Annotated in this window: 17 protein-coding genes; 9 read left to right on the top strand and 8 right to left on the bottom strand. The window is 68.3% G+C overall.

Annotation, left to right across the window (positions count from 1 at the left end; translation table 11 throughout):
• Positions 1-14 precede the first annotated feature (14 nt).
• Together oleD and oleC are read right to left on the bottom strand one after the other, a co-directional pair.
• Positions 15-1,025, bottom strand: coding sequence for a 2-alkyl-3-oxoalkanoate reductase (gene oleD, locus ACLB90_RS10670; RefSeq protein WP_411849476.1), 1,011 nt, complete (start codon positions 1,023-1,025; stop codon positions 15-17).
• Positions 1,022-2,677, bottom strand: a complete 1,656-nt coding sequence (oleC, locus tag ACLB90_RS10665; protein WP_411849475.1) for an olefin beta-lactone synthetase — start codon at positions 2,675-2,677, stop codon at positions 1,022-1,024. Before oleC ends, oleD begins: the two co-directional genes overlap by 4 nt.
• Positions 2,678-2,779: 102 nt before the next feature.
• On the opposite strand from oleC, the gene ACLB90_RS10660 reads away from it, so the two are divergent.
• Positions 2,780-3,205 carry a YkgJ family cysteine cluster protein gene (locus ACLB90_RS10660; protein ID WP_019184876.1) on the top strand — a complete coding sequence of 142 codons (426 nt, stop codon included), beginning with the start codon at positions 2,780-2,782 and terminating at the stop codon, positions 3,203-3,205.
• A gap of 42 nt (positions 3,206-3,247) precedes the next feature.
• On the opposite strand, the gene ACLB90_RS10655 is transcribed toward ACLB90_RS10660, so the two are convergent.
• From ACLB90_RS10655 to ACLB90_RS10640, 4 genes are all read right to left on the bottom strand, one after another.
• On the bottom strand, positions 3,248-4,138 hold the full coding sequence (locus ACLB90_RS10655; protein ID WP_411849474.1) for an alpha/beta fold hydrolase: 891 nt from the start codon (positions 4,136-4,138) through the stop codon (positions 3,248-3,250).
• Between the two features lie 63 nt (positions 4,139-4,201).
• Entirely contained in the window at positions 4,202-5,218 is a 1,017-nt protein-coding gene (locus ACLB90_RS10650; RefSeq protein WP_017355519.1) for a 3-oxoacyl-ACP synthase III, read from the bottom strand.
• A gap of 112 nt (positions 5,219-5,330) precedes the next feature.
• The gene (locus tag ACLB90_RS10645) at positions 5,331-5,648 is read right to left on the bottom strand and encodes a DUF4156 domain-containing protein (protein WP_411849473.1); all 318 of its coding nucleotides are present in this window, start codon (positions 5,646-5,648) and stop codon (positions 5,331-5,333) included.
• A 100-nt stretch (positions 5,649-5,748) separates the two neighbouring features.
• Complete coding sequence (locus ACLB90_RS10640; RefSeq protein ID WP_411849472.1) at positions 5,749-8,634, bottom strand: M16 family metallopeptidase; 2,886 nt, start codon at positions 8,632-8,634, stop codon at positions 5,749-5,751.
• Between the two features lie 372 nt (positions 8,635-9,006).
• On the opposite strand from ACLB90_RS10640, the gene ACLB90_RS10635 reads away from it, so the two are divergent.
• Both ACLB90_RS10635 and trmL read left to right on the top strand, forming a co-directional pair.
• Positions 9,007-9,474, top strand: coding sequence for a hypothetical protein (locus ACLB90_RS10635; protein ID WP_411849471.1), 468 nt, complete (start codon positions 9,007-9,009; stop codon positions 9,472-9,474).
• Between the two features lie 43 nt (positions 9,475-9,517).
• Positions 9,518-9,997: a tRNA (uridine(34)/cytosine(34)/5-carboxymethylaminomethyluridine(34)-2'-O)-methyltransferase TrmL gene (gene trmL, locus ACLB90_RS10630; protein ID WP_411849470.1), complete on the top strand. Its 480-nt coding sequence runs from the start codon at positions 9,518-9,520 to the stop codon at positions 9,995-9,997.
• Between the two features lie 145 nt (positions 9,998-10,142).
• Here the strand turns inward: trmL and ACLB90_RS10625 are convergent, their stop codons facing one another.
• Positions 10,143-11,306, bottom strand: a complete 1,164-nt coding sequence (locus ACLB90_RS10625; RefSeq protein WP_411849469.1) for an acyl-CoA dehydrogenase family protein — start codon at positions 11,304-11,306, stop codon at positions 10,143-10,145.
• A 119-nt stretch (positions 11,307-11,425) separates the two neighbouring features.
• Between ACLB90_RS10625 and ACLB90_RS10620 the strand changes: the two genes are divergently transcribed.
• The 3 genes from ACLB90_RS10620 to ACLB90_RS10610 all read left to right on the top strand — a co-directional run bounded on the left by ACLB90_RS10620 (position 11,426) and on the right by ACLB90_RS10610 (position 14,227).
• A complete protein-coding gene (locus ACLB90_RS10620) occupies positions 11,426-11,926 on the top strand; it encodes a GNAT family N-acetyltransferase (protein WP_411849468.1) in 501 nt (166 codons plus the stop codon).
• Positions 11,927-12,156: 230 nt separating this feature from the next.
• Positions 12,157-13,833 (top strand): electron transfer flavoprotein-ubiquinone oxidoreductase, encoded by a 1,677-nt coding sequence (locus tag ACLB90_RS10615; protein ID WP_411849467.1) that lies wholly within the window; start codon positions 12,157-12,159, stop codon positions 13,831-13,833.
• Between the two features lie 7 nt (positions 13,834-13,840).
• Positions 13,841-14,227 carry a c-type cytochrome gene (locus ACLB90_RS10610; RefSeq protein WP_411849466.1) on the top strand — a complete coding sequence of 129 codons (387 nt, stop codon included), beginning with the start codon at positions 13,841-13,843 and terminating at the stop codon, positions 14,225-14,227.
• A 10-nt stretch (positions 14,228-14,237) separates the two neighbouring features.
• Here the strand turns inward: ACLB90_RS10610 and ACLB90_RS10605 are convergent, their stop codons facing one another.
• Positions 14,238-17,828, bottom strand: a complete 3,591-nt coding sequence (locus ACLB90_RS10605) for an ATP-binding protein (protein WP_411849465.1) — start codon at positions 17,826-17,828, stop codon at positions 14,238-14,240.
• Between the two features lie 78 nt (positions 17,829-17,906).
• On the opposite strand from ACLB90_RS10605, the gene ACLB90_RS10600 reads away from it, so the two are divergent.
• The 3 genes from ACLB90_RS10600 to ACLB90_RS10590 all read left to right on the top strand — a co-directional run bounded on the left by ACLB90_RS10600 (position 17,907) and on the right by ACLB90_RS10590 (position 20,192).
• Positions 17,907-18,545, top strand: a complete 639-nt coding sequence (locus tag ACLB90_RS10600) for a response regulator (RefSeq protein WP_411849464.1) — start codon at positions 17,907-17,909, stop codon at positions 18,543-18,545.
• A 159-nt stretch (positions 18,546-18,704) separates the two neighbouring features.
• A complete protein-coding gene (locus ACLB90_RS10595) occupies positions 18,705-19,373 on the top strand; it encodes a hypothetical protein (protein ID WP_411849463.1) in 669 nt (222 codons plus the stop codon).
• Between the two features lie 246 nt (positions 19,374-19,619).
• Positions 19,620-20,192, top strand: coding sequence for an Ax21 family protein (locus ACLB90_RS10590; RefSeq protein ID WP_411852741.1), 573 nt, complete (start codon positions 19,620-19,622; stop codon positions 20,190-20,192).
• The last annotated feature ends 1,139 nt before the right edge of the window (positions 20,193-21,331 follow it).

Raw genomic sequence — 21,331 nt, 5'->3', positions numbered from 1 at the left:
CCGACCGGCGGTGTTCAGCAAGTGACGGGAAGTTCGCCGCGCGATGAAGCCTTCAGCCTCGTGAGTCCTTCGTCAATGCTCACCTGGGGCACATAACCGAAGTCGCGTCGCGCCGGTTCCATGCTGTACCAGTGGGGCGTGCACAGCTGCTCGGCAAGGAAGCGCGTCATCGGCGGCTCGCCGCGCAGGCGCAGCAGCGGCCACAGCCGCTCGGCCACCGCGCCGATGCGGTAAGCGGTCTTGAAGCTGATCGACTTCTCCACGGCCGGTGCGCCCACCGCGGCCAACAGCTTGTTGAGCAGCTCGCGCATCGGCAGCGGCTCGCCATTGGAGATGAAGTACGCCTTGCCCGCACACGCTGCACCGGGCGCCAACGCCTCGAAGGCGAGGAAGTGGGCCAGGGCGGCGTTGTCGATGTAGGTGGTGTCGACCTTGTTGAGGCCATCGCCGACGAAGCGCAGGCGGCCGGCGCGCGCGCGCTCGGCCAGGCGTGGCACCAGCTGCTGGTCGCCCGGCCCCCAGATCAGGCGCGGGCGCAGCGCCACGGTCGCCAGGGTGGCGTCGTTGGCGGCGAGCACGCGCTGTTCTGCGATGGTCTTGGTGGCCGCGTACGGGGCCTGGAAGTCTTCGCCGTACGGCACCTCGTCCGCCCCCAGCCCTTCGACCGGATGCGTGGCGCGATGGGTCACGCTGGGCGTGGAGGTGTAAACGAGCCGGCCGACGCCGTGCGCGCGGCAGGCCGCGATCACGTTGTCGGTGCCCACCACGTTGGCCTGGAAATAGCTGTCGTAGCTGCCCCACGCACCGGCCTTGGCACCGTTGTGGAACACCGCATCGACGCCGGCCACGGCGTGCCGCACGGCGTCGGGGTCGGCGAGGTCACCGCGGATCTGGCCGACTCCCAGCGCCTGCAGCGCCGGGTAGTGGCTGCGGTTGAAGGCGAGCACCTGGTGCCCGCGCTCGACCAGGCCGCGGCACAGGGCCTGGCCAAGGAAACCACCGCCGCCGGTGACGAGGATCTTCATGCGTGCTGTTCCATTCGGGTGGCGGCCCAGATCGCCAGCTTCTCGCGGCCGATCTTGGCGTTGTGGCGGATATCGACCGGGAAGCCCGGGTGCGGGAGGAACACCTCGATGCGCGCCGTGTGCGCATGCGCTGCGGCTTCAACGCGCAGCCGCTCGCGCAGCGCGGGCGAATCAGCGCTGCCGGGCTGCAGTTCGTAGCACAGCACCGGGCGCTGCCGTCCGGCCGCGCCAACGCCCACCAGCGCCGTCCGCGCGATGCCCTCCAGCGCGTTGAATACCGGCTCCACCTGCTCGGTGTAGAGCGGCCCCTGCGCCGTTTCCACGCGCTGGGTCTTGCGCCCGCAGAACCACAGCCGGCCCTGCGCATCGACGTAGCCCACATCGCCCATGCGGTGCACCACGCGTGTGCTGCCGTCGGGCAGGGTTTCCACGATCTTCGCGGCGGCGGTGGCCTGGGGCCGGTTGAAATAGCTGTCGGTCGCGGTGGGGCCGGCGACCGTGATCTCGCCGACGCTGCCGGCCGGCAGCTCGCGCACCTGCGACCACACGGCCAGCGGGGCGTCGTCGATGGCGATGATGCGCACCTGGTTGGGTGCCACCACCGCACCCACACAGGTACCGGCGCCGGTCTCGGTGGCCACGCGGGTGCTCTCCAGCTCGCGGCCTTCGATCACCGCCACAGGCAGGCATTCGGTGGCGCCGTAGGGCGTCCAGAACTGGGCATCGGGCGGCAGCAGGCGGCGGATCCGCGCCACCACATCGGGCGGCACCGGCGCGCCGGCCGAGGTCACCCGGCGCACCGTGGGCAGCGGCTGGCCGTGGTCGGCCAGCACCCGCATCAGCGCCGGCGAGCCGAACAGCTGGGTGACCCCGAAGCGGGTGATCGCGTCATGCAGCTTGCGCGGGTCGGCCTTGGCCGGCCGGGTCGGGTCCATGTCCGGGATCACCGAGGTCAACCCCAGCGCGGGATCGAACAGGGCGAACGGCGGGAAAGTGGGCAGGTCCACGCCCCCCGGTTCCATGCCGAACGCGGCACGCAGCAGGTCGACCTGGCCGACGAAATGGCGGTGACGGTAGACCACGCCCTTGGGCACGCCGGTGGACCCGGAGGTGAACAGGATCGCGGCCACGTCGTCGCCGTCGGTGTCGGCCATCGGCTGCGGCGCGCGTGCGCCTGCCGCTTCCAGCCGTGCCAGGGTGGTGCCACCCCAGCCCCAGCGCCGGCCGACGGTGACCTGCAGGGTTGCCGACGGGCACCAGCGCAGGACCTTGCGCGCCACGTGGGCCAGGCCGATGCCGATGAAGGCCTGCGGCTGCGCTTCGTCCAGGCATTGCCGCAGCGCGCGCCTGTCGATGCCCGGATCGACCAGCACCGGCACCGCGCCGTTCCTGAACAGCGCGAACATCAGCAGGAAGAACTCCGGGGACGGCCGCACCATGACCACCGCGCGCACGCCGCGGCCGATGCCGTAGGCGGCCAGCCCGGCCGCCATCGCATGGCTGCGGGCGTCCAGGGTGCGGTAATCCAGGGTCACGTCGTATCGCGCCATGCCGCCGGGGCCGGGCTTGCCGGGGCAGCGGATGGCGATCTGGTCGGGGCGCTCGCGGGCCAGCTCGGGCAGGCGGGCGGCGATGTTGGTGGCGCTGTTCATCCGTTCATTGTCGCCGCTGCAGAAAATTCTTGCGCGCCGGGCGGCAGCGTGGAAAATTCGCGCCCTTCCCTCCTGCTTCCTGCCGCCCAAGGCCGGCGCCCCATGCCCCATCCCTGCCTGACCTGCGGCGCCTGCTGCACCCAGTACCGCGTGGCCTTCCACTGGATGGAGTCCGACGAGGTCACCCCCGGCGGCGTCCCCCACGAGCTGACCCAGGTCCTGGACCCACACCGGCTGTGCATGCGCGGCACCCTGTCCAAGCCGGTCTACTGCGTGGCGCTGGACGCGGAGATCGGGGTGTACTCGCGCTGCAGCATCCATCCGAACCGGCCCAGCGTGTGCCGCGAGGTGGATGCGTCGTGGGAGTACGGCAAGGCCAGCCCGCAGTGCGACAAGGCGCGCATCGCACACGGGATGCCGGCGCTGACGCTGGCCGACTGGCGCTGGCGCGACGAGGCGGGCAACGACGACGACCATCCCGACGACAACGGCAATTCGCCGGCCCCGCAGGCGCCCATCGCGGCGTGAGGCGGGGCGTTGGGGTGACGACCGTTGGTCGTCAACCCCGGGTCAGATCGGGTTGGCGTCCAGGAACGCGCGGATCTCGGGGACCAGCACCTCGTGCTTGTCTTCCAGCACGTAGTGCCCGGCATCTTGGAAGGCATGCACCTGCGCCTGCGGCAGCGCGGCCTGGAAGCCGGCCAGGAAGTGGTGGTCGAACACGAAGTCGCGCAGGCCCCAGCCGATGAACGCCGGGCGGTCGGCGAACGACGGCAGCGCCTTGCCGGCACGTTCGAGCAGCGACCAGGCCTTGTCGTCCGGCCCCAGCGGGATGTCCTGCATGAAGCGGATGGTGCTGATCCGGTTGGCGTAGCTGTTGTACGGCGACACGTACGCACGGCGCACGTCGGCCGGCATCTTCCGCTCCACGCCGAGCCACGACGCGCCGGCGGAGAATGCGTTGAAGGTGCGGATGATCCACTCGCCGATCGACCAGTGCCGGCCCAGCGCGATCTGCCACGGCATTTTCTTGGCCGCCGGCATCGGGAAGGCGGCGGTATTGAGCACCACCAGGCGCTTGACCTGGTCGTGATGCGACAGCGCCCAGCCGAAGCCGATCATGCCGCCCCAGTCGTGCACGGCCAGGGTCACCGGGCCGGTGATGCCCAGGTGGCGGAGCAGCGCATCCAGGTCGTCCACCCGCGACTGCAGCGTGTAGTCGTAGTGCGCGTCATCGGGCTTGTCCGACAGGCCCATGCCGATATGGTCCGGCACGATGCAGCGGTAGCGGTCCGACAGCCCGGCCACCAGCGTGCGCCAGTAGTAGCTCCACGACGGGTTGCCGTGGACCATCACCACCACCTCGCCGTCGCGCGGGCCTTCGTCGAGGTAGTTCATCGACAGGCCGGGGCGCACCTCGAAACGGTGCGGATGGGCGGGGTAACCGGGAAGCTTGGACATCAGGGTCGCACCTGTAGAAAGGGCCGGTAGTACCGGCCCTTGGAGTCAACGCAGGGGTCTGTTTTACCAGACCACTTCGGCCATCGAGCAGTTCAGGCCCGAGCCGATGCCGAGCAGCGCGATGCGATCGCCCTTCTTCAGCTTGCCGAGCTGCTTGAGCTTGCTCAGCACGATCGGGACCGAGGCCGGGCCGATGTTGCCGTGCTCGCCGAAGATGGTCATGACCTTCTTCGGGTCGATGCCGAAGTTCTTGATGAACGCGGCGGTGTGCGGCTGGCTGACTTGGTGGATGACGAACTGGTCCAGTTCGTCCACCGCCCAGCCCAGCGCTTCGCGCGCGGCGCCGAAGGTCTTCTGTGCCAGCTTGATGCCTTCGATCAGCAGCATGCGGGTGTCGGTGACCATGCGGTCCAGGTTGCCCCGGCACAGCTGGTTCCACTCGGTGGCCGAGCGGGTCACGCCACCGCGGTAGCGCGGTGCGTCGGGCACCAGTTCGGTACGCGCCATCACCATCGCAGCGGCACCGCAGCCCAGCGTCAGGGCGGCCATCTCGTTGCGGAAGTCATCGGCGGTCACGCCCGGCAGCGCCATGCGTTCGAGGGTCTTCTCGTACACCAGGTTGGCGGTTTCGCCATCGACGATCAGCGCGTAGTCGATCTCGCCGCGCTCGAGCATGCGCGCAGCGATGTCCATGCCGTTGATGAAGGCCAGGCAGGCATTGGCGACGTCGAAGGTCATGCACTCGTCACCAACGCCCAGGTTGCCCGAGACGATGCTGGCGGTGGACGGCTCCAGGTAGTCGCGGCTGACCGAGGTGTTGACCAGCAGGCCGATCTTGTCGGCACCGATCCCGGCATCTTCCAGCGCCTTGCGCGCCGCCAGGGTGGCCGCGTCGGAGGCCAGCATGTCCGCGTCCCACAGGCGACGGGCATGGATGCCGGCGATATCGCCGAGCACGTCGGTACGGATGCCCAGACGATCCAGCGTCGGCTGCAGACGTTCGTTGATTTCCTTGGACGTCAGCGTGTGCGGCGCGTCGATGTGCGCCAGGCCGGCGATAGAGACATTCTTGAAGAGCATCAGTTAGCGCCAAGGCTCAGGCAAAGGGGGCGCTATTGTAAGCCGGCGCCGCCTTCACCGCACCTTTACGAATTCACGCCCGGGCGTATGGTCCGGGCCGGGTGTGAAGGGTTCAGCGTGGCGGGCACTGGAAGGCCAGGAAACGCTGGCTGCCATCGGCCGGCAGGCCGGCCGCCTGGACGGCATTGGCCCCGGCGCTGGGGGCTTCGTTGCGGGCCAGGGTTTCCAGCTCGTCCTGCACGCGCAGGGGGTTGCGGTTGTAGAAGCCGACCTTGCTCTTGACCGTCACCACCACCTCGCCCTTGCTCTGGCAGCCGCTGGGCACGGCCCCGGCAGGCAGCACGCGGACGGTCTTGCCGACCGGTTCGATCGGCACCCAGGTGCAGGCGGCGACGCTGAGGATCAGGGCGGACAGGAACAGATGGCGCATGCGGGAGGCCTTGCAGGACGACGAAGGGGATTGTGCGGGAAACGGCTGAATCGGCTGTGATCACCGCCCTGTTCCCAGGGCGGTGATCCTCCAGGCCGGCTTAGCGGGCCTTGGGCTTGGCCGCGGGGGCGGCCGGGGCGGCGGCCTGCACGGGCTTGCCGTCGGCGTCGATCACGGTGACCTCGCCCAGGTTCAGCGCACGGACCGGGGCCTCGGTCTGCTTCAGGTCACCGACCACGATCCAGGTCAGGGTCTTGGGATCCAGCGTGGCTGCGGCCTGCTGGACCTGCGCCGGGGTCATGGCCTCGATCTCGGCCTTGCGCTTGAACACGTAGTCGTCCGGACGCTTGTAGCTGACGATGCCGCTGATGGTGCCCAGCACCGCGCTGGCGGTTTCGTAGGCACCCGGCAGGCTCAGCGTCTGGATGTTGCGGATGCGTTCGACCTCGGCCGCGGTGGCCGGCTTGGCGGCGCTGGCGAACTCGGCGATTTCCTTCTGCATCTCGGCGATCGACGGGGCGGTCTTGTCGATCTGGACCGGGGCACGCGCCGTCCACGGGCGCTGGCCCAGGGTGGGGCTGGCGTTGCTGCCGGCGCCATAGGACCAGTGCTTCTGCTCGCGCAGGTTCATGTTCAGGCGCGAGGTGAAGTCGCCGCCGAGCACACCGTTGGCGATGTCGAAGCGGGTGGTGCCGGCGTCCATCGAGGACGGCACCACCTGGGCGGCGAACAGGTTGGCCTGCACGGCACCCGGCTGGTCGATCAGGAACACGCGGGCATGCGCCGGGCGGACCACATCGACCGGGGCCTTGACCTGCGGCGCAGCGCCGTCGGCCTTCCAGTCACCGAGCTGGCGCTCCAGCAGGGGCACGATTTCCTTCAGCGTGGTGTCGCCCACGACGATCAGGGTGCCCTGTTCCGGACGCAGCCACTGGTTGTGGAAGTCCACCAGTTCATCGCGCGTCAGCGCCTGGATGTCGGCCTCGTTGCCGCTGCCGGTGAAGGGAATGGCATACGGATGGCCGGCGCCGTACAGCAGCGTCGGCAGCACGCGCATCGCCGAGGCGCTCGGGTTGACCTTCTCCTGGCGGATGCCGGCGATCCAGCTGGCCTTGATGCGGTCGATTTCGGTCTGGTCGAAGCGCGGCTGGCGCAGCATGTCCGCGTACAGCGCCAGCGACGGCGCCAGGTTTTCCTTCAGTGCCGACAGGTACACGCTGGTGTTGTCCAGCGAGGCCGACGCATCCAGCTTGGCGCCCAGCGCATCGGCGGCATCGGCGAACGGCAGTGCGCCGCGCTCGCCAGCGCCTTCGGTCAGCATGCCCATCGTGAAATTGGCGGTGCCGGACTTGCGGCCCTGGTCGGCGGTGAAGCCACCGGGGAACTCATAGCTGAACTGCACCACCGGGATGTCGTGGCGTTCGGCCAGGATCACCTTGGTGCCGTTCTTCAGCGTGGCGCGGTGCAGCTGCGGGAACGTCAGTTCCGGGAAGGTCTTGGTCTGCGGCACACCGGTGCTGCGGTCGACCACCTTGGGCAGGGTGGAGTACTTCGCGTCCACGGCCGGCACGGTGAACGGCTGCGGCGTGGCCGACGGCAGTTCCGGCAGGGCCACACGCGCACCCGGCTCGACCACGATGGTGTGGTCGCCGGTGCCCAGCCACTTGGCGCCCACGGCGCGCACGTCGGCGGCGGTGGCCGCGTCGATGGTGGCCAGCGACTTGCGGAAGCAGCCCGGGTCGCCCTCGAACACGGTGCACTCGGCCAGTGCATCGGCCTTGCCGCCGAAGCCGCCGATGCGCTCGATGCCACGGATGAAGCCGGCACGGAAAGCGGTCTTGCCGCGGCTCAGTTCCTCGGCCGTCGGGCCGTCCTTGAGCAGGCGCTTGATCTCTTCATCGATGATCGCTTCGACCTTGGCCGGGTCCACGCCCTGCTTGACGCTGGCGACGATCATGAAGTTGGAGCCCAGCTGCGAGCTGTAGGCGCCGGCGCTGATGTTGTCCACCAGCTGATCCTGGTGCACCAGGCGCTGGTCAAGGCGCGAGGACTTGGCGCCACCAAGTACCTGCGCCAGCAGCTGCAGCTGGTCGATGTCGGTGGTGCCGACCTGGGCCACGTTCCAGGCGCGGTAGATGCGGGCCTGCGGGACCTTGTCGTTCATCACTTCGCGGGTGGAGGCCGGGCGCTTGGCCACGTCCACCTTCGGCTGGGCCATGCTCGGGCCCGCCGGGATGTCGCCGAAGTAGCGGGCAACCTTGTCCTTGGCGGTGGCCACGTCGATGTCGCCGGCCAGCACAAGCACGGCGTTGTTCGGGCCGTACCAGGTACGGAACCAGGTCTTGACGTCCTCCAGCGAGGCGGCGTTGAGATCGTTCATCGAGCCGATCACGCTGTGGTGATACGGGTGCCCTTCCGGATACAGCGCGCGGTTGAGCTTTTCCCACACCTGGCCATAGGGCTGGTTCTCGCCCTGGCGCTTCTCGTTCTGCACCACACCGCGCTGTTCGTCGAGCGCAGCCTGGTCGATCGCGCCGAGCAGGTGGCCCATGCGGTCCGACTCCATCCACAGCGCCATGTCCAGCGCGGTGGTCGGCACGTTCTCGAAGTAGTTGGTGCGATCGGTATTGGTGGTGCCGTTCTGGCCGGTCACGCCGACCTGCTTGAAGGGTTCGAAGTATTCGCCGGCATGGTTTTCGCTGCCCTGGAACATCAGGTGTTCAAACAGGTGCGCGAAGCCGGTGCGACCGGCCGGTTCGTCCTTGCTGCCGACGTGGTACCAGATGTTGACCGCCACGATCGGCGCCTTGCGGTCGGTGTGCACGACCACCCGCAGCCCGTTGGGCAGGGTGAATTCCTCGAACGGAATGTCGACCTTGGCCACTGCCGCCGGCTTGGCCAGCACCGGTGCCGGCGCAAGCGCGCCCAGCGCGGTGGAAAGGGCAACGGCCAGCAGCGCGGCGCGCGGGCGAAGTTGGACGGTCATTCCTGTTCCTTGGTCATGAAAGTGAAGGCCGATGCTAGCGCGAGCGGTCGCCGAAAGGCATCCGCCAACAGTCATTGCCCGTATGCGGGCACCGAATGGGCCGTCCGGCCCGTATCGCGCGGACAGAACAGGGTTGCGCCGGACAGGTGTCCGGACAGCGGACACCCTCACGAAGCCAAAAACCCCTTTCAAATCAATGATTAAAAGTTGGCACGAAGCCTGCTTTGTTCTGGGTGCGCCCCGACAGACTCAAACCGAAACTGACTGGACGCTGAACGAACAAAGAAAAACGCAGATTGTTCTTGCAAGCCCAGATTCGGTGTACTACCTTACTACCACACCACTGCTCACCAACACTAAACAGGACCCGTCATGAACACCAAGACCCTCGCCATCGCCATCGCTTTCGCCGCCGGCGCCGCCTTTGCCGGCAACCTGCAGGCCGCTTCGGCCATCACCACCCTGGAGACCGTGCAGGTGCGCCCCTCGGCCGACCAGATCGCCCAGGCCGGCGTCGAGCGCAACAGCGCCATCCCCACCCTGGCCGTGGTTGAAGTCCGCCCGACCGCCGGCATGATCGCCGAGTACCGCGCCGAACTGACCGCCAACCGCCGCGTCACCACCCTGGCCGCCGTCGAAGTCCGCCCGACCGCCGAGCAGTACCAGGCTCTGGCCGCCGAAGAAGCCGGCAACCGCGACTACGTGGCCACCCTGACCGCCGCCGCCACTGCCGTTGCCCGCGACGTGATCGTCAACCTGCCGACCCTGCACGTTCGCCCGAGCCCGTCGGATCTGCAGGCCCTGGCCCTGGAAACCGCCGCATCGGTGCTGGTCCGCTGAATTCCGGCTGCGAACCTTCGCAGCCGCGGCGTACACTGCGCCGATGACTGACTCGCCCACGTTCCACGTCGTCCTGTTCCAACCCGAAATTCCGCCGAACACCGGCAATGTGATCCGCCTCTGCGCCAATACCGGCGCGCGGCTGCACCTGATCGAGCCGCTCGGTTTCGACCTGAGCGACAAGCAGCTCAAGCGCGCCGGCCTGGACTATCACGAATACGCTCGACTGCAGGTACATCCCGACCTGGATACCGCCCTGCAGGCCATTGCACCCAAGCGCCTGTTCGCCCTGAGTACCCGCGGCAGCGTGCGTTACGACACCCCGCAATTCGAAGACGGCGATGCCTTCCTGTTCGGCCCGGAAACCCGCGGCCTGCCCCAGGACCTGCTCGACGCGCTGCCGCACGGCCGCCGCCTGCGCCTGCCGATGCAGCCGGACAATCGCAGCCTCAATCTATCCAACACCGTCGCGGTGGTGATGTATGAAGCCTGGCGCCAAAGCGGATTCGCCGGCGGCCAGTAGGCCGTGTGCCAGCCAACGGCTGGCACCCATGCACCCACCAACGGCTGGCACCCATGCGCCCACCAACGGGTAGCACCCATGCACCCACAACGGGTAGCACCATGCGTCCACAACGGGTAGCACCGGGCCGCTGGCCCGGTGGCCTTCAGAACGCGTTGATCCCGGTCAGCTCACGCCCGATCACCAGCTGGTGCACCGTCTCGGTACCCTCGTAGGTAATCACCGATTCCAGGTTCAGCGCGTGCCGGATCGCTACGTGTTCAGTGGTGATGCCGGCGCCGCCAAGCAGGTCGCGGCATTCGCGCGCGATGTCGATCGCCATCCGGCAGTTGTTCCATTTGGCCAGGCTGACCTGCTGCGGTTGCAGTTGGCCGGCGTCCTTCAACCGCCCCAGCTGCAGCGACAGCAACTGGGCGGTGGTGATCCGCCGTGCCATGTCGGCCAGCTTGATCTGCGCGCTCTGGGTGGCAGCCACCGGGCGGCCGAACAGCACGCGCTGCTTGGTGTAGTTGAGCGCTTCGTCCAGACACGCGACCGCCGCACCGATGGGGCCCCAGCTGATGCCGTAACGCGCCTGGTTGAGGCAGCCCAGCGGGCCCTTCAACCCCTGCACGTTGGGCAGGCGGTTGCGCTCGGGCACGCGCACGTTGTCGAAGAACAACGCACCGGTGAGCGACGCGCGCAGGCTCATCTTGTGCTTGATTTCCTGGGTGCTGAAGCCGGGCATGCCCTTTTCCAGCACGAACCCCTGGATGCCGTCCTCGGTGTGCGCCCAGACGATGGCGATATCGGCCACCGGGCCGCTGGTGATCCACATCTTGCTGCCGTTCACCACCCAGTCGCCGCCATCGCGCACCGCACGGGTCTTCATCGCCGCCGGGTCCGAACCGCCATGTGCCTCGGTCAGCCCGAAACAGCCGATCACCTTGCCGGCCGCCATGTCCGGCAACCAGCGCACGCGCTGTTCCTCGGTGCCGTAGGCGAAGATCGGGTACATGCACAGCGAGCTCTGCACCGACACGAAGCTGCGCAGGCCGGAGTCGCCGCGTTCCAGCTCCTGGCAGATCAGACCGTAGCTGACCGCATTGAGCCCGCCACCGCCGTACTGCTCGGGCAGGCTGGAGCCCAGCAGGCCCAGCGCGGCAATCTCGGGGATGAGCTCGTCGGGGAAGCGCCCCTGGTCGAACGCGTCGCCGATGATCGGCAACACGCGTTCATCGGTGAAGCGTGCCACCGTCGCCTGTACGGCGCGTTCCTCCTCGCTGAGCAGGGAGCGGACATCAAACAGGTCGTACGGATTCAGTGACATGGCTACCCGGGGCGTCGTGACGGTGGAACACGACGCCCATTGTGGTCCCTGCGCAGGGGCAGGCCAAGGCATGGCGCAGCACGGCCTACAATGCCCCCGTCACAGCAGAGGATCCGGACATGCAGATCCGCGCGGAACGCCCCGACGACGTCGACGCCATCCATGCCCTCACCCGCGAGGCCTTCCAGGACGCGCCCCACAGCAGCCAAACCGAGGCGTTCATCGTCGATGCGCTGCGCCGGGCCGGCGCGCTGTCGGTTTCGCTGGTCGCCGAAGAGGGCGCCACGCTGCTGGGCCACGTCGCGCTGTCGCCGGTCGAACTCAGCGACGGCAGCACCGACTGGTATGGGCTGGGCCCGATCTCGGTGCTGCCCGCGCAGCAGGGCCGTGGCATCGGCAGCGCCCTGATGCAGGCCGCCATCGATGCGCTGCAGGCACGCGGCGCCGCAGGCTGCGTACTGCTCGGCGATCCGGACTATTACGCGCGCTTCGGCTTCGAGGCCGATCCGCGCCTGCGGCTGCCCGGCATTCCCGCCGCGTACTTCCAGTCGCGGCGGCTGCGCGATGACAGTCCCGACGCTGACGTGCGCTACCACGCCGGTTTCGATGCCACCGGCTGAGCCGCAAAGATCCATACGCCGTCACCGTCACTTGAATTGATGCGGCGCACCATCCGAGGTTGCCTGCTGCAGCGACCCACCGCGCGACAGGTGGCGACCTAGGCGGAATCGTCGCGTGCCGGTACCCTGACACCTTGATCCAGCAGTTGCGCGGTGCAGCCTCGCGCGATTCCCAGGCAACCGCCGCCGGCCTTGGCCGGATCGGCACTACCCAAGAGTTACGCACCCCGATGAGCGAAGACACCACCGCCCTGCCCCCGCGTGAAGCCATGGAATTCGACGTGGTGATCGTCGGCGCCGGTCCTGCCGGCCTGGCCACTGCGATCCGGCTGCGCCAGCGCGCCATCGAGGCCGGGCGCGAGCTGTCCGTGTGCGTGCTGGAGAAGGGCTCCGAGCCCGGCGCGCACATTCTGTCCGGCGCGATCATGGATACCCGTGCCCTGACCGAGCTGTTCCCGGACTGGGCCGAGCGTGGCGCGCCGCTGAAGCAGAAGGTCACCCGCGACGAATTCCTGTTCCTCAGCCCGGACGGTGCGCGCAGCACGCCCAACGCGCTGCTGCCGGAGTGCTTCCACAACGAAGGCAACTACATCATCAGCCTGGGCGAGGTGACCCGTTGGCTGGCCCAGCAGGCCGAGGCGCTGGAAGTGGCGATCTTCCCCGGCTTCGCCGCCGCCGAAGTGCTGTACGACGACGCCGGCGCGGTGATGGGCGTGGCCACCGGCGACATGGGCATCCGCAAGGATGGCTCGCACGGTCCCAATTTTGAGCGCGGCATGGAACTGCATGCCAAGTACACGATCTTCGCGGAAGGCTCGCGCGGCCACCTCGGCCGCCAGCTGATCGCGCGCTACCAGCTCGATGCCGGCAAGGACCCGCAGGCCTACGGCATCGGCATCAAGGAACTGTGGCAGATCGACCCGGCCAAACACGAACCGGGCCTGGTCGTGCACACCGCCGGCTGGCCGCTGGAGAGCGACACCTACGGTGGTTCGTTCCTGTACCACGCCGACGGCGGCAAGGTCGCGGTCGGTTTCGTGGTCGGGCTGGATTACCGCAATCCGTGGATGAGCCCGTTCGAGGAATTCCAGCGCTTCAAGACCCATCCGTCGATCCGCAAGCACCTGGAAGGCGGCAAGCGCATCGCCTACGGCGCGCGCGCGATCACCGCCGGTGGCCTGCTGTCGCTGCCGAAGACGGTGTTCCCCGGCGGTGCACTGGTCGGTTGCGAAGCGGGCTACCTCAACGCCAGCCGCATCAAGGGCAGCCATGCGGCGATCAAGACCGGCATGCTGGCCGCCGATGCCGCGTTCGATGCGCTGGCCGCCAATCGCCAGCGCGACGAGCTCACCGCCTACCCGGCCGCGTTCGAGAACAGCTGGCTGCATGACGAGCTCAAGCAGTCCAAGAATTTCAAGCAGTGGTTCAAGAAGGGCCGCAGCGTGGCCACGCTGATGACCGGCATCGAGCAGTGGCTGCTGCCCAAGCTGGGCATCCGCAACCCGCCGTGGACGCTGCGCCACAGCAAGGCCGACCACGAGTGCCTGGAACCGGCGTCGCAGCACACCCGGATCGTGTATCCCAAGCCGGACAACGTGCTCACCTTCGACCGCCTCAGCTCGGTGTTCCTGAGCAGCACCAATCACGAGGAAGACCAGCCCAGCCACCTGACGCTGAAAGACGCCAGCGTGCCGGTGCGGGTCAACCTGGCCGAGTACGCCGGGCCGGAAGCGCGCTACTGCCCGGCCGGCGTGTACGAGTTCGTGGGCGCCGAGGGCCAGGAACAGCTGCAGATCAACGCGCAGAACTGCGTGCACTGCAAAACCTGCGACATCAAGGACCCCACCCAGAACATCGTGTGGGTCACCCCGCAGGGCGGCGGCGGCCCCAACTACCCGGCGATGTGATCCGGGCGTGCTGCGCGTGCGCCTGTCCTGCCTGATCGTGGCCAGCCTGTGGCTGGCCGCCTGCGCGCGCACGCCGCAGACGCCCGAGCAGGCCCACCAGCAGCAGCTGCAGCGCGCGTTCGCGATCTGCGCGGGCTGCCACACCGTCAGCGCCGGTGGCGTGCATCGCTTCGGGCCGAACCTGCATGGGGTGATCGGCCGTCGCGCCGGCAGCCTGGACGGTTATCCCTATTCGCCGGCGATGCAGCAGGCCGGGCTGACCTGGAACGAGCAGACGCTGGATGCTTTCCTGCGCTCGCCCACGCACGTGGTGCCGGGCACGCGCATGGTCAACACCACCGCCGATCCGCTGCGTCGCCGCCAGGTGATCGAGTACCTGCAGCAGCAGCGCTGAGACGCGTGCGTCATCGTGCCTGCAGCGCCTGCAGGTAGGCACGGAGCTGGTCTTCGAAGGCCGCCAGTGGTGTCTCCACGGCCTGCGTGCCGGCCGCCGCCACCTGCGTCATCAGCGCCTGCGCCTGCACGGTCAACGCATCGGCACCGAGCGTGCCCAGCCCGCCCACGATCCGGTGCAGCACATCGGCCAGCGCCGCCGCGTCCTGTGCCTGCACCGCCGCCTGGCCACGCAGCAGGTCGGCATCGGTCGCCTCGCACATGCTGTCGATCAACACCTGCGCGACGTGGTCGGAACCGAACCGGGCCGCGATCGCCGCACGACCCGGCAAGGCATCCGGCGACGTGGCCGGCACCGGCACCGGCGCCGCAACGCTGCCATCGCGGCCGGCCGGCAACCAGCGCAGCAGGATCTGCCGCAGTGTGGCCAGCGCCACCGGCTTGGCCAGCACATCGTCCATGCCGGCCTCGCGGCAGCGTTGCACATCCGCTTCCAGGGTACTGGCCGTCAGTGCGATCACCGGCACCCGGGTGCGCCCACTGTCGCGTTCCCGTTCGCGCAGGCGGCGGGTCATCTGGTACCCGTCCATCACCGGCATGCGGCAATCGGTGATCACCACGTGGTAGTCGCCGGCCGCCATCTTCGCCAGGGCCTGCTCGCCGTCCTCGGCCAGGTCGTGGGTCAGCCCCAGCTGCTGCAGGCGCCACTGCATCAGGGCCTGGTTGGTGGGATGGTCCTCGACCACCAGGATGCGGCGCTCTGCCAGCGCCACCGGCAGCGGCTCCACGTCCGGCGCCGGTATCCGCGCGGCATCGGTCTGTCCGTCGCCGGGCAGGCGCGGCAGGGTCAGCTCCACCGTCACCTGCGTTCCCTCGCCGAGCGCACTGTGCATCTCCAGCTGGCCGTGCATCAGCGCCACCAGCCGCTGGCAGATGCTCAGCCCCAGGCCGGTGCCGCCGTACTTGCGGCTGGTGCCCACCTCGGCCTGCGCGAACGGCTTGAACAGCCGCTCGCGCTGCTCGGCGGAGATGCCGATGCCGGTATCGGTCACGACCAGGCGCAGCCGCTGTGCGTCGTCCAGGTCGTCCACGCACTCCAGCGCGATGGACACCTTGCCCTGCTCGGTGAATTTGATGGCATTGCTGAGCAGGTTGAAGGCGATCTGGCGCAGGCGCACGCCATCGGCCAGATGCAGCGCGGCCACCGCGTCGTCCACCCGCAGCGACAACTGCAGCCCCTTCGCGGAGGCCTGCGGGGCCAGCAGCTGCTGCACGTTGTCCAGCAGCGACGGCAGCGCCACCGGACGCGGCTCCAGCGGCAGCGCGCCCGCTTCGATGCGCGAATACACCAGGATGTCGTCAAGGATCTGCCGCAGCATCTGCGCCGAATCCTCGACCACCTCGATCACCTTGCGCTGCTCGGCATCCAGCCGGGTGTGCGAGAGCATTTCCAGCATGCCCAGCACGCCGCTCATCGGCGTGCGGATCTCGTGGCTCATCGTCGCCAGGAATTCAGCCTTGGCCGCCGTGGCGCGCTCGGCACCCGCCTTGGCTTCGGCCAGTGCATCGGCCTGCGCGCGGGCCTCGGTAACGTCCACCCAGTAGCCGCTCCACAGCACCGCGCCATCCTCGGCGGCATACGGCAGCGCGCGCGCGCGGATCCAGTGCAGCACGCCGCGCGGGTAGGTGCGGAACTCCATGTCCAGACCGGTGAAATCGAGCGCGGCGCGCTCCAGGACCTGCAGCACGCGTGGGCGGTCCTGCGCGTCGAGCTGGGCCATCACCCGGCTCTCGTCGGCCATCGCCTCGGCCGCGCTCAAGCCGAACATCGCCTCCATGTCGCCAACGATGTACGGCAGCGACAAGCGCCCATCGGTACCGCGGCGGGCCTGGTAGACGATTGCGGGCAGGTTGTCGGTGACTTCGGCCAGACGCTGCTCCACGCGTCGTCGCGTGGCCACTTCGCGGCGCAGCCGCAGATAGCCCCAGCCGTGCACCAGCAGCGCGGTGAGCAGCACCAGCGCGATCGGCACCGCCCAGCGCGCGGCATCGCGCCAGTCGATGCCGCTGCGGTACTCGGCCGACAGCCAGTCGTTGCGGATGGCCTCGTGTTCGCGCGGCGTCATGTTCACCAGCACGCGGTCGAAGGTGGTGGCCAGCGGGGCGTACCTGCGTTTGACCGCCAGCGAGAACTGATCGTTGAAGCCGGCAGGCGCGGCCACATGCAGCTGGGCGGGGTAGCGCTCGCGCACGATGCGGTCAACCAGCGCCAGGTTGCCCACATAGGCATCGGCATCGCCGTTGGCCAGCCGCGCCAGGGCCTGCTCGGCGCTGCGCGCCGGAACGATGCGGGCGTTGGGCGCCTGCTGCAGGATGTAGCCGCGCAGCCGGTCGGGATCGGACAACAGGATGCTGCGCCGGTCCAGGTCGGCCACGTCCAGCACCGACGCGCTGCCGGTGGCGGTCACGATCACGTTGGGCACGGTGATGAAGGGCTGGCTGAACACCCAGTCCGGCCCCAGGTAGGCCGAGTCGTTGGGCATGCCCAGCACCACGTCGACGTCGCCACGGCGCGCCTGCTCGCGCACCTCGAACCAGTCGTGCGCGGGCACCCGGGTCAGGTGGGCACCCACCATGCGCAGCTGCTTGAGGTAGTCGCCGGCCACGCCGCTGGCATGTCCGTTGGCGTCGATGAAGCCCAGCGGTGTCGCATTCGGCGCAAAGCCCATCCGCAGCGGCGTGGACAGCACGCGCCGCTCGGCGTTGCCCAGAATCAGACGCGATTGGGTGGACCAGTGCGGCGTGCGCAGCCACCGCCGCGCGATGGTGTCGCGTTCGGCCTGGCCGAGGCTGGCCAATGCGGTGTCCAGCGCTTCGGCCAACGGCTGCTTGGCGTGCGGTACGCCGAAGTGCAGGCGCTCCGGCGGCAGATCGCTGGGGCGCAGCACGCTGATGTCGGTCAGGTGTTCCTGCTCGATTACCGTCGCTGCTACATAGGCGTTTCCTATGTACACATCGGCCTCGCCGCGGGTCACCATCGCCAGCGCGCCGGCGGTGTTGGCCGCGCTCACCTGGCGGGCGGCCGGGAAGCGGGCACGCACCTGGTCGCTGGTCACGAAGGCCTGCTCGGTCACCACGCGCAGGCCACGCAGATCCGGATCGGTGGACGTGCGGGTGTCGTCCGGGCGTGCCACCAGCGCCAGCGGTGCATCCAGGTAGGCGCGGGTGTAGACCAGGCAGCGGGTGCGGTCGGCGGTCAGTGCGACGTTCATCACCACATCGACCTCACCCCGGCATGCCGCATCCAGCACCTCGGTCCAATTGCGATACATGCGGACCTGCACCGTCACGCCCAGGCGTTCGGTCAGGGCCTGCAGGTAGTCGTAGCCCAGGCCGACCGGCTTGCCATCCTCGATGGCCTCGAACGGCGGCCAGCCGCTGTCGTACAGGCCAAGGATGATGGTAGGGTGCCGACCAAGCCACTCACTCTGGCGCGGCGACACGGCCGGCGCCAGGGCCGGGTTGCCTGCAGCGGAAAGCGACGCCGGCACGCCCAGCACGCCGGCAAGCATCAGCACCCAGCGGGCGATCCGGGTACGCATGCGGCCTGATCTCCCTAGAATGAAGTTTCCACCCCAGCACGACCCCACGGGCGGCTGCCTTTGAGGCAATACTAGTCCATGACCCTGCGCATAATCATCGCCGACGACCACCCGGTCGTCCGGATCGGCACCAAGGCAGTGATCGAGACCAGCGGCGTCGGTCGCGTCGTTGCCGAGGCCAGTACCGTCGAAGAGCTGATGCGGGCGTTGTCGTCTTTCCCCTGCGATGTGCTGGTCACCGACTACTCGATGCCCGGCGGCCAACAGGCTGACGGGTTCGCCATGATCGGAATGATCCGCCGTCGCTTCCCGGACCTGCCGGTGCTGATGCTCAGCGTATCCAACAACCTGGCGATCCTGCGGATGGTGAAGTCCACCGGCGTGCTTGGTCTGGTCGACAAGGCGTCCTCGATGGAAGAACTGCCGCTGGCGATCCAGACCGTGCAGCGCGGCACGCCGTACGTGAGCCGCACGCTGAAGGAACGCATCGACGCGATCGGCACGCAGAATGTCGATGACGAGGGCAACAAGCAGCTCTCGCCGCGCGAAGTGGAAGTGCTGCGCCTGCTCGGCACCGGGCTTACCGTCAAGGAAATCGCCCTGCAGCTGCACAAGAGTGTGAGCACGATCAGTCGCCAGAAGGGCGATGCGATGCTCAAGCTCGGCCTGAAAGGCGACGCGGAACTGTTCGACTACCTGCGCGACGGCCACCTCTGAGCGGTCACGCCTGCTGAGTGGACGCGCGTGCCCCGCCGCTACCCGGCCGGGCACGACCGCGGGATCGCCTGCCATCCCCTCTGGTTACAATCAGGCCCCCGCCGTGCGCTGCAGGATCGTCGAGGGCGGGACATCCAACAGGACGCAACAGGACAGGGAATGAAGATTCGCATCATGTCGGCATCACTGCTGGTCGCCTTGCTGGCGGCCTGCGGGCAGGCACCGGAGTCAACGGATACACCGGCCGCCGTGCCGGCACCCGCAGCCGAAACGCCGTCAGCCACGGCCACGTTGGCCGAACCCGACCACGACATCGAAAAGGGCGTGGACCCGTCGGTGTGGGACAACGAGGGCGAGCCCGAAGACGTCACCCCCGGCGAAGACATCACCTGCGCCGACGCGCCGTTGGCGACCTACTTCTTCACCCTGGTGGGTGGCAACACGGTGGACGACTGCGGTCGCAAGGACCCCAAGGTGCTGGCCGCGTTCGATGCGCTGATGAAAGAAGCCGCGCCGGCCGAATCCACCGATCCGGACGTGCCGTCGCTGCGCGAGCGCCTGCTCAGCGGGCCGAGCGCACCGGGCAAGCCGCTGCAGGTGCAGGAACAGACCTGGTGGTATTACTCGGCCTGCCAGGCGCATCAATGCAGCACCACCGCGCTGGACATGCTGTACGCCCCGACGCAGGCGAAGATGGTCGGCCGCCTGGTAACCGACTGCAAGGTGCGGTGGCTGGGCAATCCAAGCGAGGCGCAGCGTGCGCTGATCGAGACGACCCACCCGCTGGACGAGGCCTCGCTGCAGGGCGATGATGGGTCCTGCAGCTGATACGGCAGCGTGCATCAAGCGGACAGGGAAAGGCCGGGCGGATGCCCGGCCTTTCTGTTTTCAGGAGGGTCGCCATCGCACGCTCCAAGTTCCCTGAATAGCTCGTACATTTATGTACTGGTCAGTTTAATATTCAGGGCCGATTGGGGTGGCTAACGGATAATTCACACCTGTCGCCAGCAGCGGTGTTTCTCCCCTCCCCCGCGCTGCTGGCGATCAAACCAAAATAAAAAAGGTGTCCCGATGATGAAGTCTTCTCTGCTTGCCCTGGGTCTGCTCGCTGCACTGCCGTTCGCTGCTTCGGCAACCGATGGCCTGTCGTACAACTACGTTGAAGGCGGCTACGTGAACACCGATGCCAAGGGCGGCGACGCCGACGGCTGGGCTGCCAAGGGCTCGGTCGCGATCGCGCCGAACTTCCATGTCTTCGGCGATTACAACTCGCAGGAAACCAAGCACGGCAACGCCGACGTCGACCAGTGGCGCGTGGGTGTCGGCTACAACTACGGCATCGCGCCGACCACCGACCTGGTGGCCCGCGTCGCGTACCAGAAGTTCGATCCGAAGCACGGCCTGGACTTCAACGGCTATGCCACCGAAGTGGGCGTGCGCACCGCGTTCACCCCGATGTTCGAAGGCTACGCGCTGGCCGGCTACGAAGATTTCAGCAAGAAGCACGGCATCAACCCGGACGGCGAGTTCTACGGCCGCGTTGGCGCCCAGGCCAAGTTCAACCAGAACTGGGGCCTGAGCGGCGAAGTGAAGCTGGCCAAGGGCGGCGACAAGGAATGGTTCGTCGGCCCGCGCTTCACCTGGTAATACGCGTTACGCAGCACAGTGTTGGATGGCGCGGTCTCTCTCCCCTGCGCCACGAAGCCCGGCTCCACGCCGGGCTTCACTTTTTCTGGCAATCACCTCGTTGCCTCAACGGTGGTGTCTCCGCTCGAATCTACCGCGAGCGTGAAGGGCCCCATCGCGGCCCAGCGCCCGACCCACCCGCCGCGCCTGCACAGACGCAAGCGCACACAGCCGCGTCTCCGCTCGAATCTACCGCGAGCGTGAAGGGCCCCATCGCGGCGCTCAGGCCCCTGGGCAACTGTCCCCCGGCGTCGGCCTGCGGCCGCCCCCTCCTCCTTTACGTTGCCCTGGGGCCTGCGCACCGCGAAGGGGCTCGTCGTGCGGTACGCGCGCGGAAAAGCCGGTCTTTTGAGGCGCCAGCACTCTCGGCACGTGGGCTGCGATGCCCTTGTGGGCGAAGTAAAGGAGGAGGTGGCGGCCGCAGGCCGGCGCCGGGGGACATTCGCCGACAAGGGCATCGTGGCCCAGCGCCCCGACCCACCCGCCGCGCTTGCAAAGACGCAAGCGCACACAGCCGCGTCTCCGATCAACTCTACCGCGACCGTGAAGGGCTCCGTCGCGGCCCGCAGGCCCCTGGGCAACTGTCCCCCGGCGTCGGCCTGCGGCCGCCCCCTCCTCCTTGACGTTGCCCTGGAGCCTGCGCACCACGACGGAGCTCGGCGTGCGGTACGTACACGTAAGAGCCGGTGCTTTGAGGCGCCAGCACTCTCGGCACGTGGGCCGCGATGCCCTTGTGGGCGAAGTAAAGGAGGAGGGGGCGGCCGCAGGCCGGCGCCGGGGGACATTCGCCGACAAGGGCATCGTGGCCCAGCGCCCCGATCCACCAGCCGCGCCTGCAAAGACGCAAGCGCACACAGCCGCGTCTCCGATCAAATCTACTGCGATCGTGAGGGGCCCCGTCGCGGCCCGCAGGCCCCTGGGCAACTGTCCCCCGGCGTCGGCCTGCGGCCGCCCCCTCCTCCTTTACGTTGCCCTGGGGCCTGCGCACCGCGACGGGGCTCGGCGTGCGGTACGTACACGTAAAAGCCGGTCTTTTGAGGCGCCAGCACTCTCGGCACGTGGGCCGCGATGCCCTTGTGGGCGAAGTAAAGGAGGAGGGG

Source organism: Stenotrophomonas sp. LGBM10, from assembly GCF_046736075.1.
GTDB lineage: Bacteria > Pseudomonadota > Gammaproteobacteria > Xanthomonadales > Xanthomonadaceae > Stenotrophomonas.
The sequence above is the reverse complement of the archived record's forward strand: the minus strand, read 5'-3'. Positions and strand labels throughout refer to the sequence as shown.